The 18,350-nt window shown below is 66.8% G+C and carries 13 protein-coding genes; 6 read left to right on the top strand and 7 right to left on the bottom strand.

Going from position 1 to position 18,350, the window contains the following annotated elements; genetic code table 11:
- Positions 1–89: 89 nt before the first annotated feature.
- Positions 90–323, top strand: a complete 234-nt coding sequence (gene secG, locus AC4HOU_RS03735; protein WP_036537777.1) for a preprotein translocase subunit SecG — start codon at positions 90–92, stop codon at positions 321–323.
- A gap of 123 nt (positions 324–446) precedes the next feature.
- On the opposite strand, the gene AC4HOU_RS03730 is transcribed toward secG, so the two are convergent.
- Complete coding sequence (locus AC4HOU_RS03730; RefSeq protein ID WP_280499675.1) at positions 447–1,652, bottom strand: YbfB/YjiJ family MFS transporter; 1,206 nt, start codon at positions 1,650–1,652, stop codon at positions 447–449.
- Between the two features lie 70 nt (positions 1,653–1,722).
- Between AC4HOU_RS03730 and AC4HOU_RS03725 the strand changes: the two genes are divergently transcribed.
- On the top strand, positions 1,723–2,550 hold the full coding sequence (locus AC4HOU_RS03725; RefSeq protein ID WP_490724126.1) for a LysR family transcriptional regulator: 828 nt from the start codon (positions 1,723–1,725) through the stop codon (positions 2,548–2,550).
- A gap of 118 nt (positions 2,551–2,668) precedes the next feature.
- Here the strand turns inward: AC4HOU_RS03725 and AC4HOU_RS03720 are convergent, their stop codons facing one another.
- Positions 2,669–3,517, bottom strand: a complete 849-nt coding sequence (locus AC4HOU_RS03720) for an SDR family NAD(P)-dependent oxidoreductase (protein WP_194990030.1) — start codon at positions 3,515–3,517, stop codon at positions 2,669–2,671.
- Positions 3,518–3,572: 55 nt separating this feature from the next.
- Here AC4HOU_RS03720 and AC4HOU_RS03715 point away from each other — a divergent pair, with 55 nt between their 5' ends.
- Both AC4HOU_RS03715 and AC4HOU_RS03710 read left to right on the top strand, forming a co-directional pair.
- Positions 3,573–4,574, top strand: a complete 1,002-nt coding sequence (locus AC4HOU_RS03715; RefSeq protein ID WP_490724125.1) for an alpha/beta fold hydrolase — start codon at positions 3,573–3,575, stop codon at positions 4,572–4,574.
- A gap of 113 nt (positions 4,575–4,687) precedes the next feature.
- Complete coding sequence (locus tag AC4HOU_RS03710) at positions 4,688–5,353, top strand: molybdopterin-dependent oxidoreductase (RefSeq protein ID WP_490724124.1); 666 nt, start codon at positions 4,688–4,690, stop codon at positions 5,351–5,353.
- A gap of 152 nt (positions 5,354–5,505) precedes the next feature.
- Here AC4HOU_RS03710 and AC4HOU_RS03705 read toward each other — a convergent pair whose 3' ends face one another.
- Entirely contained in the window at positions 5,506–6,264 is a 759-nt protein-coding gene (locus AC4HOU_RS03705; RefSeq protein ID WP_490724123.1) for a class I SAM-dependent methyltransferase, read from the bottom strand.
- 123 nt (positions 6,265–6,387) lie between these two features.
- Between AC4HOU_RS03705 and AC4HOU_RS03700 the strand changes: the two genes are divergently transcribed.
- On the top strand, positions 6,388–6,972 hold the full coding sequence (locus AC4HOU_RS03700; RefSeq protein ID WP_195007054.1) for a TetR/AcrR family transcriptional regulator: 585 nt from the start codon (positions 6,388–6,390) through the stop codon (positions 6,970–6,972).
- Positions 6,973–7,306: 334 nt separating this feature from the next.
- On the opposite strand, the gene AC4HOU_RS03695 is transcribed toward AC4HOU_RS03700, so the two are convergent.
- The 4 genes from AC4HOU_RS03695 to AC4HOU_RS03680 form a co-directional block, all read right to left on the bottom strand.
- Positions 7,307–7,546 carry a hypothetical protein gene (locus AC4HOU_RS03695; RefSeq protein ID WP_194990025.1) on the bottom strand — a complete coding sequence of 80 codons (240 nt, stop codon included), beginning with the start codon at positions 7,544–7,546 and terminating at the stop codon, positions 7,307–7,309.
- A 683-nt stretch (positions 7,547–8,229) separates the two neighbouring features.
- Positions 8,230–13,518, bottom strand: coding sequence for a DUF6531 domain-containing protein (locus tag AC4HOU_RS03690; RefSeq protein WP_490724122.1), 5,289 nt, complete (start codon positions 13,516–13,518; stop codon positions 8,230–8,232).
- An 85-nt stretch (positions 13,519–13,603) separates the two neighbouring features.
- Entirely contained in the window at positions 13,604–13,933 is a 330-nt protein-coding gene (locus tag AC4HOU_RS03685; protein WP_163817450.1) for a type VII secretion target, read from the bottom strand.
- A gap of 167 nt (positions 13,934–14,100) precedes the next feature.
- Complete coding sequence (locus AC4HOU_RS03680; RefSeq protein ID WP_490724121.1) at positions 14,101–17,082, bottom strand: tetratricopeptide repeat protein; 2,982 nt, start codon at positions 17,080–17,082, stop codon at positions 14,101–14,103.
- A 71-nt stretch (positions 17,083–17,153) separates the two neighbouring features.
- Here AC4HOU_RS03680 and AC4HOU_RS03675 point away from each other — a divergent pair, with 71 nt between their 5' ends.
- Positions 17,154–18,104 (top strand): hypothetical protein, encoded by a 951-nt coding sequence (locus AC4HOU_RS03675; RefSeq protein ID WP_490724120.1) that lies wholly within the window; start codon positions 17,154–17,156, stop codon positions 18,102–18,104.
- Positions 18,105–18,350 lie beyond the last annotated feature (246 nt).

Genomic DNA, 18,350 nt, shown 5'->3' with positions numbered 1-18,350 from the left:
CCGGGAGATACGGACCGGGCAGTCGGTGGATCAGGCGGCGAAACCGGGCTGATTCGGCGCCAGGAGACCGAGCACATAGACTGTCGGCCATGCGGATGTTCCTGGATATCCTCCTGATCATCACCAGCGTGCTGCTGGTGCTGCTGGTGCTGCTGCACCGCGCCAAGGGTGGAGGTCTGTCCAGCCTGTTCGGCGGCGGCGTGCAGTCCAGCCTGTCCGGCTCGACCGTTGTGGAGAAGAACCTCGACCGCGTCACCATCTTCACCGGTCTCATCTGGTTGATCGCCATCCTCGGTATCGGCCTGGAGATCAAGTTCTCCTGATCCGCCGGATCGCCGGTGCGTGACCAGGAACACCGGCGCATCGCAGTCGGCTCCCGCGTGGCGTCGCGACCTGCGGCGACCGCGGCGATGTGACATCACGCAGAGGCGGACGTCTGCCGCGCACTATCCGACCGGAACCGTCTCGTCCCGGGTACGTGAGGTGCGGGCACCATCCATCGGCTCGATCGTCCGCGCAACCACGACCGCCAACAGCGTCCCCGCCGCCAGCACCACGGCCGCCACCGCGAACGCGGCGCCGTAACCCGCACCCAACAGCGGCGCCACCAGTAACGGCCCCAGCAGCTGACCGGCTCCGTACACCGCCGTCAATGAGGCAGCCGCCGCCGCCCCACGCAGCTCACCGCCGACCTCCATCGCCAGCAGCGTGATCCCCATGAACGTCGCGCCGAACAAGGCAGCCGCCAGCACGACCTGCCATGTTCCGCTCGACACCGCCAGCAAGACCGCCGACAGCAGCTGCGCGAACAACGCGATCGGCAGCAGCGCCGACGCCTGCCATCGCCGAGCCAGCGCACCCCACACCACCGTCGCCGGTGCCGCAGCCACCCCGACGATCACCCAGCTCAGCGGCGCCAGCGCAGCACCATCGGGCCCGCTCACCGCCGCCACCAGGAACGTCCCGATGACGATGTAGCCGAGCCCCTCCAGGAAGTACGCCCCCAACAGCAACCGCCACGCACTTCGACCCGCCCGCCGGACGGTCTGCCGCTGTGCGCCTCCCGCAGGAATCGGCAACTGGATCGCGGGCGCGAGCAGTAGCGCGGTGAGCGCCGCCGCCCCGGCCCACATCCCCTGCCACGACACCACCGGGCGCGCCACGAGCACCAGCACCCCGGTGATCGCGATCCCCACGCCCACGCCGGCGAACGCGATGCCCGCACCGTGCCGTCCGCCGGACACCGCGACGGCGCGGGCGCAGCCGACGAAGATCACGGCACTGGCCACCCCCGCCACCAGCCGAGACCCCGCGGCCACCGCACTAGGGGTCGGCACCGCCATTACTGCCTCGCTCGCGATCAGGGCCAGGGCCGACAGCCGGAAGAAGGTCGGACCGTGCAGTTTCGGCACACGCGCGAGCAGGACCGCGCCGAGCAGGTACCCCGCGTAGTTGGCGGCCGCGACGACCGCACCGGTATGAGCGTCGAGGCGCTGCGCGTCGATCATCACCGGCATGAGCGGGGTGTAGGCGAAACGGCCCACGCCCATCGCAGCGGCCAAACCGGCACAGGCTGCCAGCGCCTGCATCAGCGGGCGTCCGTGCGCACTGCCGTGTCGGGCCCACGGATTCGACTCGGAGGTAGCGGTCACGACATCCGACGCTAGGTCCCGCCCGATCCGCCGTGAAATGCTTCCTGTGCACGATGTATACGCTGGACGCATGGATGTCGAGCTGCGCCACCTGCGGGCCTTCGTCGCACTGTGCGAGGAAGCCAACTACACCCGCGCCGCCGCCCGCCTGCACCTGAGCCAGCCGGCGCTGACCCGGACCATCCAGCAGCTCGAGCGCCTGCTCGAATGCCGGTTGATCGAGCGCAGCTCGCGGCACTTCGCGCTCACCGACGAGGGCCGGGAACTACTGGACCGCGGCCGCGGCATCCTCGCCGACGTCGACGCGGTCCGCGCCGACCTGAGCAGCCGCAGCGCCGTCGAACTCGGCTTCTCCTGGCTGCTGCCGGACGAATGGTTCAGCGAAACCCGCACCCGCTTCGAGCAACTCAGCGGGCGCATCGCGCTGCGTCGCATCGACGATCCACTCACCGCGCTCACCGAACGCACCATCGATATCGCCATCTACCGCACCGGCAACGGCCTGCCCCGGCACCTCCGCTCCCGCCCGATCGCCACCGAACGCCGGGTACTCGCGGTCGCCTCCGCCTCCCCACTGGCCACCGCCGCCGGACTACGCTGGGCCGGCCTCGCCCATGAGCCGCTGGTGGTCAATACCATCTCCGGGACGACAACCGCTGCGTCCTGGGATCCGCCCGACCCGGCGCGCCCGGTCATCACCTGCACCAACTTCGACGAGTGGATCGAGCTGGTGGCCGCCGGACGCGGCATCGGTGTCGTTCCCGAACTTGCCCGGGTGCGTGCGCCGCACCCCGGGGTGGTGTATCGCGACCTACCGGACGCGCCGCCGTCACGGGTGCGGGTGGCGTGGCGAGCCGAACCGTCGCGGGCCGTGCGCCGGTTTCTCGAGGTCGCCTGAGCGGACAGAGTGCCGGCGATCTCGTGGACGTTCGAGGTCGAAACGGTCGACAGACGAGTGCTCGAGATCAGCGCTTCGCCGACTGCCCGAGGTGATCTGCTTCGGCACCGGGTCGTGATCAGTCGGCGCGCGGTACGCGTCCATCGATGTCGGTGAACCCGTACTCCTCGGCGAGGTCGGCGACCCGGAAGGCGCGGCCGGAGCGGCGCTGTCGATCGGGATCGGCGGCCAGCGCGGTGACCGCGCGGCCAGGGAACCGCGGTGATTCCGCGGCATCCAGATCGAAACTGCCCTCACCGGGCAGCGTGACCCGCCGTTTGCCCTCCGCATCGCGCGGAATCATCTGCAACAGTTCGGTATTCACAATGCCGGGCCACAGCGATACGACCGTGACACCGTCCGCGGCCAGTTCGTGCGCCATATCGGCGGTGAGCCGATCCAGGGCGGTCTTGGCGACGCCGTAGACGGCATTGTGCATATGCCGTTCGGCGCCGGGGGAGGAGATATTGACGATCAATCCGCCCGATTCACGCAGTAGGGGCGCGGCGTAAACGCTGGCCGCGTAGTGGGAGCGCACGCCGACGTCGAAGGTCTCGTCCCAGGCCGTCGGCGGCACCTCCCAGAACGGTTTGCCCAGCCAGCGGGCGGCGGCCGGGGAGTTGTAGACGTTGTTCACCAGCAGGTCGAGCCGGCCCTGCTCGCCGCGCACCATCTCGAACAGCCGCTGCACCGCGTCGTCGTCGCGGTGATCGCAGATGTAGGGGATACCGGTGCCGCCCAGCGCATCGATCTCGGTGGCGGTGTCGTTCACGGTGCCGGGCAGCCGTCCCGGCGTGGTCGACCGCCCGGTGACGTACACCGTCGCGCCGGCCGCGCCCAGCTCGAGGGCGATGCCTTTACCGATGCCACGGCTGGCGCCGGTGACCACCGCGACCCGGCCGCTCAGTTGTGCAGGTATTCCGCTCACGGTCCCGGGACATTACCGTGAAACTGAAACGCGTTCTAGTGTTCGGGAGGTTGTCGTGGAAGTAGCTCATCGGTTCGTGACGGGCAATGGCGTGCGGTTGCACGTGGCGGAGCAGGGTGCGGGCGATCCGGTGGTGTTCTGCCACGGTTTCCCGCACACCTGGTTCGTCTGGCATCGGCAGATGGAAGCCGTGGCGAACGCGGGTTTCCGCGCACTGGCCCCGGACATGCGCGGATACGGTCGCAGCGACATCCCCGACGGTGTGGACGCCTACACCAACGAAGCCGTCATCGGCGACCTTCTCGCCCTGCTCGACGACATCGGCGCGCAACAGGCCGTTTTCGTCGGCCTGGATTTCGGTGCGGCGTTGCTGTGGGAGCTGGCATTGCGCGCACCCGAGCGTGTGCGCGGTCTGGTGATGCTGAACAACCCGTTCACCCCGCGCGCGCCGCGGGTGCCGTCGAGCTACTGGTCGAAGATGGCCGAAAGGCACTTCCTGCATCTCGAATACTTCCGCGAGCCCGGCGTCGCCGACACGGCGTTGGCCGCCCGTCCGCGCGAATTCCTCTCCCGCGTGTACTACGCGCTCAGCGGCGACTACCACTACCTCGACACCTGGCGTAACCCGCCCGGCATCAACTATCTCGAGGCACTCCCGGAAGCGCCGTCACTGCCCTGGAAGTGGCTGTCGTCCAAAGAATTCGACACGCTCGCAGCCGATTTCGAACGCACCGGTTTCACCGGCGGCCTGAGCTGGTATCGCGCCATCGACCGCAACTGGGAACTGACCGCCGACTACGCCGGCGCCTCGGTAGGTGTCCCGGTGTACTTCATCTACGGCGAGAACGACCCGGATATGGAGGGCTTCAGCGGCCGCGACCCGCTCGACACCATGCGGGCGCACGTCCCCGACCTGCGTGCTGTCGAAAAAGTCGATGGCGCGGGACATTTGGTTCAGCTGGAGCGTTCCGATGCGGTGAATGCCTTCCTGCTCGAGAGCCTGCGTGGGCTCGGGGTCGCCGGGGAATTCGCCGAGGAACGTTCGACCTCGGCATAGATGCGGGCGCCTGCTCGAGACCGGGCAGGTGTGCCGTAGCCGACACTCGACGCAGCTGCGGGCGCGGGGTAGTCTTCCAGTCATATACGGTGCCGTATAGATGGAGGCTCGCCATGACACTTCCCCCTGGTCAACGTGCTGTCGACGGGTTCCCACGCTTCGGTACCCATCTCCACCACCCGCCGCCGGCGGTGCCCGTCGATCCGGCCATCGAGATCGGTGGCGCGGTAGCCGAGCCCTTCGCTGTGTCGGTGGCCGATCTCGCGACGATGCCGCGCCGCGAGCAGCGCTCCGACTTCCATTGCGTCGCCGGCTGGTCGGCCACCGGCCTGCTGTGGGAAGGGGTGCCGTTCGGCACCTTCTACCGCTCGCAGATCGAGCCGCGGCTAGAACCGGGCACCTCGATCAGCCACCTCATCTTCGAAGGTCTCGACGGCTTCCAATCGACCGTGGAACTCGCCGACGCCCTGGCCGACGACGTCCTCATCGCCGACCGCCTCGACGGCCAACCGCTCAACAGCGACCACGGCGCCCCCGTCCGTCTCGTCAGCCCCCGCCAATACGGCTTCATCAACACAAAACACCTCTGCCGCATCGAATTACACACCTCCACACCCCCGGTGACCGACCGATGGTCCCCCCTCGCCTCACACCCGAGGGCACGAGTGTGGGAGGAGGAACGCCACCGGCATCTGCCGGGTCGGGTAGTGCGGCCGGTGTATCGGTCGTTGATCGGGCCGATTCGCCGGCTCAGTGCGCGGGGGAGTGCGGAGGGGTAGGGGATGTGGTCGGTGGGTCGCCGCTGCTGCGGCTGAACTTTGCGACGGCCATGTCAGGTGGCCGGCAGGCTGGATTGTGCCGGCCGGGTGATCGGGTTTCGCGATAACGCACTCGTGTGCCGCCGCCGAGTAGGTGTGCTCGGCCACCCTGATCAAACGGCACGGACCGCGGACACCGCCAGTGTGCTGTACTGCATCATGAACCCGCCGCCCAGTGCATCGATCGCCGCGCCGACGGCCGTCGAAATCGTGGCCTGTTGACCAGGGTCGAGCCGGGTGAGGCCGCCGGTAGTGGGAAGTAGCGCCAGCCATTCCGCGCGGGTGTACCGCTGCTCCCAGTCGTACCGCCAGTGTTCGGGCTCGGTGAAGGCGCCGGTGGAACGCAGTGCTTCGGCGAATTTCGCATACATCGCCTCATACATCTCCACTGACCGTCGGGCCGGCTGGTCGGCGAACGGGGAGTCCGGCACGGCGCGACGGTAGGCGGCGGCGAACGGTTCGGCGACCTCGGGCGGCGGTTCGAAGACATGCCCGAAGATGGCGAGTCGCCCGCCTGGTCGCAGCACCTGTGCCGCCTTCTTCGCGCCGACAGCGGGATCCACCCAATGCCAGGACTGTGCCGCGATGACAGCATCGAAGCTGCGCCCATCCGGCGCCCAGGCCTCGAAGGTGGCGACCTCCACCGGCAGCCCACTAGCACGCGCGAACTCGGCCATCCGTGCATCCGGTTCGACACCGAGCACAGTGCAGCCCGCGGCCTGGAACTGCCGTCCCGCGATGCCGGTGCCGCAGCCGACATCGAGCACCGCGCTCCCGGGGCTGCCCGCGATGATCCGGTTCACCAGGGCATCGGGGTACCGGGGCCGTGCCCGGTCGTAGCCCGGCGCGTCCACACCGAATGATTCCGCCATCGCCCGAGCCTGATGCGGCTGCGGTGCTGCTGATTCGGGTTCTTCCCGAGGTAGAGTGGGCATGTGCCCACACTAGTGGGCGGTTGCCCACCTGGCAACGTGTTCGTTCGTGAGGAGTCTCGAGTGCCCACTGGAGTGCATCTGCGTGACGCGCGGCAGCAACTGTTCGACGCGGCCGAACGCATCCTGCTGCGCGACGGGCCGAACGGACTCACCAGCCGGGCCGTCACCGATGAGGCCGGATGCGCCAAGGGCGTGCTGCACCGCCACTTCGCCGATTTCGACGCCTTCCTCACCGATCTCGTTCTCGACCGCGCCGCACAACTGGAGGCGCAAGCAGATTCGCTCCGGGCCTCCGCCGGCACCGGCACGGTAACCGGCAACCTCGCATCCGCGCTCACGGTCCTCTTCGGCCCGGTCCCGGTGGCGATCATCCCGCTCATCACCTTCCGCGACGAACTCCGCGCCCGCCTCCGCCGAGCCCGCCCCGGAGGCGGCATCGCCATCCTCGGCCACGCCACCGACGCCGTCGCCGCCTACCTCACCGCCGAACGCACGCTCGGCCGCATCACCCCCGACGCCGACATCGATTCCCTCACCCTCTCCCTGGTCGGCGGTGGAAACCTCCTACACGCCGACCGGGATTCCCCGCCCACCACCCAGGCGATCGAGAAACTGGTGGAGGCCGTGCTCGCAGGGGTTCTTTAGTGGGTGTGCGGAGTGGTTTGGGGACTGCTGAGCGATATGACGCAGCAGGGCGGTCGCGTTGAAGGGATCCCGCAATTGCGAGAACGGCTACCGGACGGAAACAGACCAAACGCTATGTGCGATCAGAACTTCGTCATCGTCTTCAGTCAGGGCAGCGATTTCGCTTTCCGAAGTTGATGTCGCGTAGTGGTCGAAATCCTTTCTGTCGCTTCAGCGATCAGCGTTACGAGTGGTACCTTCATCCTTATCTATTTCACGTTCAGTCCAGAGTGCACGCACGCCGAGTTTGTTTGGGGTATCGAACCCGAACGATGACCACCCCATTTTCATTGTCCTATTCATACTTCACACCTGCATTCAGTGCGCGTGCGAAAAACCTCCAGGGGTTGAAAGTCTCGATATCGCCGCGGGTTCCGTGTGCGTCTTCGAGCCATGCTGCAAGACTCTCGAGCAGGTCGGAAGCGAGCATGTTGGCGTATACATCGGGATTCTCGCTCATACCGGTCGATGTCGCTCTGGCGAATGTGATTAACAAATCCAAGCTGTCAACTGATTCTGGGTCCAACTCGGTCACTGAAACTTCCTCATCCGAATTCGAGTCCGAGGGTTGATCGCGGCGATCCATCTGGTCGGTTCTTGGCAGACGCGGTGCTGTTCCGGCGGTAATTTATGCGAGACATTCTTGCTAATTTGTTCTCTCAATCTCTGGCGCGGTATTTAAATCGGCTCGAACTCCACGATCGCGAGCTCGGTAAAAAACCGGACATCAAGCCAATCCTGCTGAATACGCCCTGTCGAGCAAATCGAATACCTTCCGGTAGACGTAGGTGGTCAGAGTGGGTTGTAGCGCCCGACTTGGCCCTGTTTAGGGGCCGGTCGGTGACGCACCAATCATTTGGGAACGACCGATTGTGGGAGAATTCCGCGTGTCCACTTGTCATCGAGCTTCCACAGAAATGCGCGCGGAGACTTTTTCTCAATCATTTCCTTGAGGGTTTCGCCAATTGGTGGATCGGAGATCGAGAACCTCTCAGATGCTGACCCGATCATCGATGTGGCGTACCGACGACAACTTGCGCACCACTCAATTATTTCCGCTCGCCCTGCGAATCTGGACATTTCGTGGTAATACCATCGGACCGAATGTCGTCCGCAGTGAGGGCAATTTCTCTCGGGTCCAAGATCGCTTATTCCAGTACGGCCTAAGGCTTCCTTCTCCTCGCCATCGTATCCGGTCCACGTGTAGTCGTCCATCAGCTATCCCGTCCTGCGAAGGAAGGTCTGATACATCGAACGGCCGAAGTCTTCCGCAGCGTGCTCCGGTCCGCCTACGGTTATCGCACTCATCCTGAACTGTTGGTGGTGGTAGATTTCATGAAAGATGGTCGTGATCAGTGTTTCATCGGATCTGAAAGCGGACTCGCTCAACTCTATCAGTGGTCGTCCTCGTGAACCAAGATATGGCGTTCCATCCGAGTTGTGAGGTGAGTTGCCGAAGACGGTCCTACCGCCACCGAGGCGTTCCTCGATATCTGGGGCATATTGAATGTCATAGTCTCTGACGCTCATTCCTGCGCGACCGAGCATCATCTTGATCCGCTCTATTCGGCAAGGGGTTAAGCCGAGTGGGTCGAACTCCACCAGTGGGTTCGTCGGATACGCCAGTGGATTTGGAGAAGGAAGTAGGCCAAATGGATCTATTGACGTGTACCGTGCGGTTTCTGGGTCGTAATATCGGTGGAAATTGTAGTGAAGCCCACTTTCGTAGTCGTACTGCTGACCAGGAAAGCGAAGTGGGCTCTCGGCCGTTCCACGCCACGCGGTCGTGCCCCAGAGGCTGGTTTTGGCCTCACCAATGATAGAACAAGTGTGGGCGTCGATCAGTGCTAATGGAGTGCCGGAATTGTCGGCAACTATTACCCCGTGGCTGATGGGGTTCGCGACTTTTCTGGAAATTGTCTGCGTAACCGCAAATGGGCTGCCGGGATGGTAGGTCCATAAATAGACGTAATCTGAATAAGCTTCCGCCACCAGCGTGGCTCCGTCCCATTCGAATCTGATTACGGTGACCTGCGCTCGAGCATTCGTAAAACGCTGCTTGGTTGTTCTCCTCCCAAGGGCGTCGTAGGTGTAGTGCCACCATTGGCCGGTGGGGGTGTAGACGTCGGTGAGTTGGTCGAAGGCGTTGTAGCGGTAGTGCCAGACGTCGGGTTTGCGGGATGGGCGGGTGGTGGTTTTGCGGATGAGGCGGCCGGCGGGGTCGTAATGGTACTGGTGGCGGCCGTCTCGGATGAGGAGGTTGTTGTGGTACTCGCGGCGGCCGTGGGTGGGTGAGTTTTGTTGGGGTGGGGGTGGATTGGCCGGGGGCGCCGGTGGGGTGGGGTATCCCTGGTGCGGGTTGGCGGGGGCTGTGGGGTGGTGGCCGGACGGGCCGGGGGTGGTGGGGTCGGGGGTGAGGACGCCGCCGGAGGTGATGTTGGAGAGGTGGTCGTAGGTGTATTGCTCGGTGGGGGTGCCGTTTCGGGTGATTCGAGTGACTCGGCCTATGGGGTCGAGGGTGTATTCGCGGTGGTCGGTGACAGAGCCGGGGTGGGTGGTGGTGTGGGTGGTGAGGTAGCCGTCGGGGCGCCAGGTGTAGTCATCGCGGCGGAGGAGGCGGGGGCCTGGGCTTGCGGCGGTGGGCGGTAGTGGGGGCTCGTTGCTGGGGGTGGTGCCGAGGGGGTGGTGCGTTGCGGGCTGAGGCGGAAACTCGGTGGATTGTGCGGCGGGGTAACCGTGGTGAGTGGGTGCGGCGTACCCGCCAGACGTCGAGCTCGGGGCGGCTGCTGATCCGCTGGTGGAGGGCTGGGTGGTGAATCCGGGTGGGGTGGCCGGGTATCGGCTGGGATCTGGCTGGGGGTTCCAGGGGTTCGAACTGGGCGTCGGCTCGGTGGACGGTAGGTGGGTGGTGACGATCTGGTGGGTGGTGTGGCCGACGGGGGTGAAGGCTCGGTCGATGGAGATGTTGCCGATGCGCCAGCCGGTGGTGCGGCCGAGGGGGTCGTGGGTGAACGAAATCGAGTGACCGTCGGTGGTCATCTGGGTGACGCGGCCGGTGGCGTCGTGGGTCCAGGTGGTGTGGCCGCCGGAGGGTGTGGTGCGGGTGGTGCGGCGGCCGAATTGGTCGTGGGTGAAGACCATGGGTGGTTGGTCGTCGACCTGTTGAGAAGCGAGTCGGCCGGTGGGGGTGTGGGTGAATTGGAGGGTGTGGGTGCGGGTTTCGCCGGTGCCGGAGACGGCGGTCTTCAACCGGCCGGCCACATCGTGGGTGTAGTGGATCCATTCGCCGGTGTCGGCGGTGATCGAGGTGAGGCGGCCGAGCACGTCGTGGGTGTGATGGCGGGTCACGCCGGTGGCGGGGGTGACCGTGGCGACGCGGCCGGCGACATCGTGGGTGTAGTGGGTGGTGGCACCCGTGTAGTCGGTTTCCGAGACGAGACGCCCCGCCGGGTCGTAGCGGTAGTGCCAGGTCTGGCCGATGGGGTTGGCGACGGCGGTGAGGCGACGCTGGGTGTCCCACTGGTAGTGGGTCATGGCGCCGTCGGGTTCGGTGCGGGCGGTGAGGAGATCGAAGGCGCCGTACGTGTAGCGGGTGATGCCGTTGGCGCGGTTGACGTGGGCGGTGAGGTTGAGTTCGCCGTCCCAGATCCAGGATTCGCCGACGCCGTCGGGGTCGATGCGGCGCATCAGTTTGCCCTCGCCGGACCACACGTATCGGACTACCGAGCCGAGTGGGTCGGTGACGGTGATCGGGCGGCCGAAGTGGTCGCGCTCGATGGTGGTGACCGCGCCGTGCGGGTCGGTGACCCGGACCGGGAGCCCGGCGGCATCGACCTCGATGTGGGTGACGGCGCCGGTGGGTTCGGTGACCGAGGCGACCGCGCCAGAGGTGTGGTGGGTGTAGGTGGTGCGGTTTCCGGCGGGGTCGATGATCGCGGCGAGGTTGCCGTCGGGGTTCCATTCCTGCCGGGTGAGGCTGCCGTCGACGTTGGTGATGGAGATGGGCCGGTTGTGGGCTTGGTAGGCGATGTCGATGGATAGCCCGTCGGGGCGGGTGATGCGGTGCGGGTCGCCGGCGGGGGTGTAGTGGTAGGTGGTGACGGCGCCGTCGGGGGCGATGACGCGGGTGGGGCGGCGGTTGTCGTCGTAGTCGGTGCGGGTGCGGGCGCCTGCCGGGTCGATGTGTTCGATTAGGCGGAGGTCGGCGTTGAAGATGAACGTGGTTGCCGCGCCGAGGGAATCGGTGTGGATGGTGCGGTGGGTCGTGGCGTCGGGGGTGGTGAAGTAGTCGAAGGTGGCGTTGAGGATGTTTGAGTTGCCGTGCTGGGCTACGACCCGGCCTTCGGTGTCGTAGGTGTTGAGCATGCGGTTGCCGTTGGAATCGGTCCAGCCGGTCAGGCGATGGGCGTCGTCGTAGGAGTAGTGGGTGGTGGCGCCGACACCGTTGGTGACCGACACCAACTCACCGGCCTCGTAGGCGAAAGCCCGCACCTGCGTGAGGATCTCGCTGTCGCTGTCGCTGTCGCTGTCGCTGTCGCTGTCGCTGCTACTGCCGCTACTGCCGCTACTGCTGCTGCTGCTGTCGCTGCTGGTGGTGCTGCCGCTGCTGCTGGTGGTGCCGCCGCTGCTGGTGGTGCTGCTGCTGTCGCTGCTGGTGGTGCTGCCGCCGCTGCTGCTGCTGGTGCTGGCGCTGTAGTTGTTGGCGCCGCGGGCGTGACTGTCGTAGTCGGTGGGGTCAGTGCCGCCGGGATCGCCGCCGCTACGGTCTGCGCCGGTTTCAAGGGACTCACCTCTGGCCCCGCCACTGTCGTGGGCTGCGCCGGGTTGGGCGTGCCCACGGTGCGTGGCGGCACCCGGGCTCGTGTCGGTAGTGGCGCTACCGGTGTCGGCGGGGCCCGCATCGGTGGTGGTTGCAGGACCGACGACCGCGAGTGCGGTGACGCGCCCATCCTCGGTGCTCACCCGCACCCGATACCCGCCGGTGTGGGTGATTTCGACGGGTGCGCCGTCGCGGTCGTAGTGGAAGCGGATGCGATTGTGGTGGCGGTCGGTGATCGCGGAGATGGCGTAGTTGCCGAGGAGCGCATCGAGCCCGCCGAGGGCGGGGGCGGGGGTGAAGTGCCAGGTGAGTTCGCGGTCGGGGTCGTAGACGCGGTAGCCGCCGGCCTCGGTGCGTGACATCGGCCAGCGTTGGCCGCCGTTGCGGGGCAGGACCGGCTTACCGACTTCGGGGTGCGGGTAGACCAGCAGCAGGCCGTGTTCGCCGATGAAGGTGACGGTGTCGTCTTCGACGACGACGCGCATGTCCAGGGTCGCCGACCAGGACGGGCCGAACCAGCGCCCGAACCGGTAGCTCGAACGGTGCCGCCGCAGCAACACCAGCGGGAGCACCCCGGGCAGTTCGAGATCGGTTTCCGGGAGCAGGAATTCACCGGTCGCGACGTCGACGGGGTCGTTACATTCGGTGACGTCCTTGGCGTCCTGGGTGTTCTTCGGCCCGCCTTCGGTGGCCTTGTCGCCGACGCCGTCGTCGGCTTTGGCCTGGTCCTGCGGTTTGCCCGGTTGATCTGGAGTGCGTTCCGGATCACCGGTCTTGGAGGGTGTTTCGGTGGAGGCCGTGCTGGTGTCGGGAGATTTGTCGCCCGGCTTGCTCGGAGTGTCGGTGTCCTTCGGCTTGGTCGGGGTGTCGGTCGAGGCGGTGGTGGTGTCGGTGGAGGTTTTCTTCGTGCTGCTCGGGCTGTTCTTTCCGGTTTTGCCGAGGACCTTCGTGATGGCCTTCCACGCATCCTTCAGCTTCGCCAGCAGTGGTTTCAGTTTGGCGAAGGTGGAGGCGACCTTGGAGAACAGCCGCGCAATGGTGGCCATCGTCTTCGCCACATATGTCGCTGCCTGGGCGGCGATGATCGGTGTGGCGGTGCCGAGGGAGAACACCGCCTCGGCGGCCCAGACCGCCAGCCGGCCCACGGTTTGGGCGACGATGTCGCGCACCGTCATCCGCACCGCCGCCACGATCCCGCCGGCCATCTCGATCGCCTGCGATGCCGCTGTTGCCGCCGCGGCGGCTGCCGCCAGTGCATCGGAGGTTTCCGCGGCCCGCGCCCGATACGCCGACGCCGCCGCTCCCGACCAATTCGCGATATCCGCCGCGACCGCCTGCTTGTGGGTGTCGACAGCCGCACTGACCTGGGTGGCGACGTTTTCCCAGGTCTTGGCATACGCGGTGATCTGATCGGGGTCGCCGGCCACCCAATCCAACGCATCCTGCAACGGCTCGACGTGCTCGATCAGGAAACCGACACCGAACCCGGCCAGCGTCCCGAACGGATCCACCACCATCGAGGCGACCTCGAGCCCGGCGGCCGCGATCCCGACCCCGGCCTCGATCCACGACCCCGACGAGATCGCATCACCGACATCGGCGACCGACTCGAACAACGTGACCCCGGAATACCACTCGGTGGAATCCTCGGGGGCGGCGATCAGCGGGTTCGACTGCGTGTCGGTCACTGCGACTCCCCGTGACCGGCGGAAGATGGCACGGCGAGCGCCCCGGCCGCGCGCCAATCACGCGAGACCAGTCCAGCAAAACCGGTCACTGCGACACCCCACTACCGGCCGCCCGCACCGCCGCCGAATTCGAATCATCTGCCTGGGCGAACGAATCCGCCGCCGCCCGCAGCTTCGCCGCGTCCTCGGTCAAGGCCGTCACCGCCGTCTCCAACGCGGTGATCCCCTCGGTCTCCACCGAATCGACGAACAACGGCGGCAGAAACGCGCACAACTTCCCGAACGCATCCGACGGCGCGGAGACGGCCTTGGCAGCCTCCACCGCCTGCCCCATCGGCCCGTTCAAGCCCTCGACATTCGAGGCGTGGGTGCGCAATTCGTCGGGCTGAACCTGCACCGGCTGTGCGTCGGACATCGACATCCCCCCGTCTAGCTACAGAACTGTTCGTCGATATTACCGATCTACACCAACCAACCTCGCTCGTTGCGCTGCTGGTAGTGCAGGTCGTCGCCGTCGACGGGGTTCGGGCCGGAGCCGGGCCGCCACCCCGCACCGGCGACCACAGCGCCCGGCGATGCTGTCTACCTGGCCTCGCGCCAGAACGTGAGGCCGCGCTCGGCCTGGCGAGTGTCCGGGTGGTCCGGGCCGAGAAGCCGCAGGCGCCGCACATGCAGCGCTTCGTATTCGGTCACCGCACCTTCGGTATCGCCGACGAGACCAAGCCATGCGGCCAGATTCTCCTGCGCGAGCAGCGTTTTCGGGTGATTGGGCCCGAGGATCCGGCGCCGCTGCGAAACCTGCTGCCGGTACTCCGCTACGGCTCCCTGCGGGTCACCGCTCGCCCCGTGCCAGAAGGCGAGGCTGGCGCGTGTCCGCAGAGTGTCGGCATGCTCGGCCCCGAGCACCCGTTGCCGTTGTTCGAGCAGGATGCGGTAGTGGCCGACCGCGCTGTCGACGTCACCGGTACGGGCCAGCCAGTAGGCGAGATCGCTTCTCGTCGTGAGAGTGTCGGGATGGTCCGGCCCGAGTGAAGCCGTCCGGTCGGCCAGTAGCGTCGTGAAGCCGCGCACAGCCTGTTCGGGCTGTCCGCTCTTGCCGTGCAGCGACGCGACGAGACCGCGCAGGGACAAGATCTCGGGGTGCAGCGGGTCGAGCACCCGCAGACGGGTATCGAGAAGAGCGTCGAGATCGCCGAGCGCGCCGGTGTAATCCCCGGAACGGCCGCGCCACCATGCCAGAGCTCGGATCGTCGCGACGGTGGCGTGATGATCGCGGCCTTGCACCCGCAACCGATCGGTCAGCAGCGCTGTCAACTGCGCGACGGCCGCTTCGGCGTCACCGCTGCACTGAGCCAGTTCACCGCGGGTATCGAGGGTATCCGGATGGTCCCGGCCGAGAACGCGCTCCTGCGCGGCCAGCACAGCGCCGAACCGCGCCACGGCGGCGGCGACATGGCCGCTGTCGCCGAGCCATGTGGCAATCCCCGCGCGGAGTCGGAGAGTGTCGCGATGGTCGGCTCCCAGCGCCTTCTCGAACTCCGGCAACCATGCTGCCCAGCGCTGGTGATTGTCGGCGGCCCGGTCGGTATCGGCCAGGGACAACGCCGCAAGCGCGGCCGCCGAGTCGCCCGCCGCGAGGTGGTGGCGTGGCAGCGATGATCGCGCGTAGGCGGCGATCGCAGCTGTGGGCACGGCATCCGGTGCGTCGAGCTGAGTTTCGAGCGCACTGATGATCGCGCGATGGATGCGCCTGTCGTCGGAACCGCGGGGCCCGAGGACACCGGTCAACGCGGACGCGAATTCGGAGTGGATGATGCCGACCGTTTCTTCCGGCAGGCCAGGGCGCCCACGAGCGATGAGCGAACCCAGCTCGACGAGCAGGTCTCGGATTCGCGCCAGCGGCAGGTCGGCCCCGAGGGCCGGCAGTGCCGATCGGAGCACCGGAATCGGCAGGCTCGGCCCGATTCCGGCGGCGAGCAGGATCCGTATGGTGGTGTCGAGGACGCCCCGATCGGCACAACGGCGTTCGGCGATCTCCAGTCTGACCTTGATGAGCTCGCTGAGACCGGCCTGCCCGGGCAGGGCGCCTTCGTCCTCGGCGGCGATTTCGGTGAGCAGCCTTCCGAGGAGCCAGCCGCCGGCATCGAGGGCTTCCACCAGGTGGTCGAGCGTTGCGGAAGCATCGCGGATCCCTCTGGCGGCGAGGGCATCCTGCAGGTCGGTGCGGGTCGGGGCGGCGACATGGATACGGGTAGCGTGACGCAGTTCGTCGCCGGTGTCGGGCTCGGTACCTGTGCGGACGCCCGCGATGACATGCACAGGCGGCCGGTCCGGGTGGTCCGTCGTCAGTTGCCGGATGGCTGCGACAATGATGCTTCGCGCCCCCGGCTCGGGCTGGTCGAGGCCGTCGATGACGACGGTGACGCGTCGCGGGCAGCGGCGCAATGCACGCGCGATGTCGACGTCGAAACCGGTGAGGTTCGCTCGCTCCGCACTGGTGAGTTCGTTCTGCGCAGCCTCACGTGCGGCGGTGTAGCCGGGCACTCTGCCGTGCAGCTGGTCGACGATGCCGGCGGTGAGCGAATCGAGGGTGCTGGTGATGTCGAGGAAGACCGCGGCGGTGACGTACTTTTCGTTGATGTCCAGCTCGTCCACGAGATTCGGGCGGATCAACAGCGACAGAACTGTTGATTTGCCTGCGCCGGCGGGACCGTGCACCAACCGTAGGGGCGCGGGCCGGGCATCCAGTATGGCCTGGAGCGCCTCGCGGACAGTGGTGGTGATCAGCACTGCGGTGGTGAGCTGATCGACGAACCCCGCCGCTGCGTGGCCGGTGACGGCATGGCGATGCAGCGCTTGGTTGGGCACCAGCCACAGCCCCCGGTCGCCGGGGTTCGTCCGGATCGGCGAGCCTCGGGTGTGGGAGGTGTGGTGTGGGATCTGCCTCGGGCATCGCTGAGCCAGTGCGTCGACGAAGTCCGCGCACAGCAGCTGCGAGCCGGCGGTCGGCATTCCGGCGTCGAACATGTCGAGGAGGGTGCGGGTGAAGCATCCGTCGTAGGCGTTGTGGTCGCCCGAGGCGACCAGCAGTTCGAATCGGCCATCCACGGCCAGCATCTCCGGCCAGCGCGATCCCGCGCCCGCCACGGCTTCGCCTGCCTCGCAGGCGTCCACGAGCACGATGAGTCCATCCAGCGACGGGTATTCGCCGAGGCGTTCCCTGACGGTCTGTGTCAGATGGATGGCGGTGTCGGAGTCCGCGCCTCGCGCCGGCGAGTCCTGGGCCAGCAGGCGAAAATCGGCGGTGCCAGAGGATGTCCCGTGCCCGAGAAAGAACAGCAGCAGGGTTGCGTTCGACGCGTCGGCTGTTGCGAATGCCCGCTTGATCGCCGTTTTCAGCTCCGTGACGGTGGGATTCAGCACCAGCCCGGTGTCGATCACCGGTTGCCAGCCGCCTCGCCGGGTCACGGCGGAGTGGAACTCGGTGGCCAGTTCTTCGAAGAAGTTCCGCGGGGGCAGCGCGGCGCATTGCGATCCCACGATCAGCGCTACCCGATTCGCCACTATGCCACTATGAACGCCGGGGGTGCTGCGGCACAACCGAATCCATTCATCTGGCTCGTTAGGGACTGGCGATGGCAACGATCGTGCTCGTGCACGGGATCGCGCAGGAGCAGTACTCCGCCGACACCTTGGAAGCCGCGTGGCTGCCCGCGCTCGCCGGCGGCGTCCGGACCAGCGGTGCTCATGCGTTGGCGGATCTGTTGTGGCGGCACCGGGCCGACGGCCGCATCGACACCCGCATGGCCTACTACGGCGATCTCTTCCTCAGCGCGGGCGCACAGGGCGGCCCGTCATCCGATCCCGGCGACGATGTCGCAGCGGAGCTCACCGAGAGCCTCGCCCGAGCGTTGCTCGAGAATGCGGCGGCATTCGCGGCGGATCCGCGTGATCGCGCTGAGGCTGCGCGCCGGCTCGGGCAACTCGATCCGCACGGTGAAGCGCAGGGAGCGCGTTCGGCGCTGCGTCCGGTGTTGAACGGGTTGGCGGCCCTTCGCTGGTTCGCACCGCTCGGCGTCGGGGTGGCCGGCCGCACTGTGTGGCGCGCTTTGTCGCAGGTCACCCGGTACCTCGGCGATGAACGGGTGCGCGCCGAGGCGCAGTCTCGGGTGCGCACGCAGATCGGTCCGGACACCCGGTTGGTGATCGGTCATTCGCTGGGTTCGGTGGTCGCCTATGAAGCGTTGCACCACTGCGAGCATCCGGTCGCGCTGCTCACCTTGGGTTCCCCGCTGGGGCTGCGCACCGTCGTCTATGACCTCCTGCGGCCAGCGCCACCCACTGTTCCTGTGGCGGTCACCCGATGGGACAACCTCGTCGACCGCGATGATCTCGTCGCTGCCCGCATCGATCTCGCCGAACTCTTCCCGGCCGCGGCCGGTTCCACTGTCCTACCGGTCACCGCGCCCCTGGTCGACAACGGGGCCAAACCGCACGATGCGACGCACTACCTCACCAAATCCGAGGTCGGAGGGATCGTCAGTGCGGTTCTCGGGCCTGCTGCCGGAGACCGCTGGGTCCGTTGAGGATGAAGCAGGTGATCGGCACGGTCGGCTGCTCGATCTCCACCAACCACCCACGCTCGTTGCGCTGCTGGTAGTACAGGTCGTCGTCTTCGACCGGTCGGGAACGCGCGGCGGCGGGGGCTCGGAGGCGCGGAATCGCGCGAAGTTTGCAGAGTGAGATATTCGAATTGACTGCGAGTCATGGAAAGTGGCCTTTGTCGAGGGCATGTGGGCATGACGCGATATGTGAAATCGGGCGGTGGATAC

This window comes from Nocardia sp. JCM 38205, from assembly GCF_058222935.1.
The sequence above is the reverse complement of the archived record's forward strand: the minus strand, read 5'-3'. Positions and strand labels throughout refer to the sequence as shown.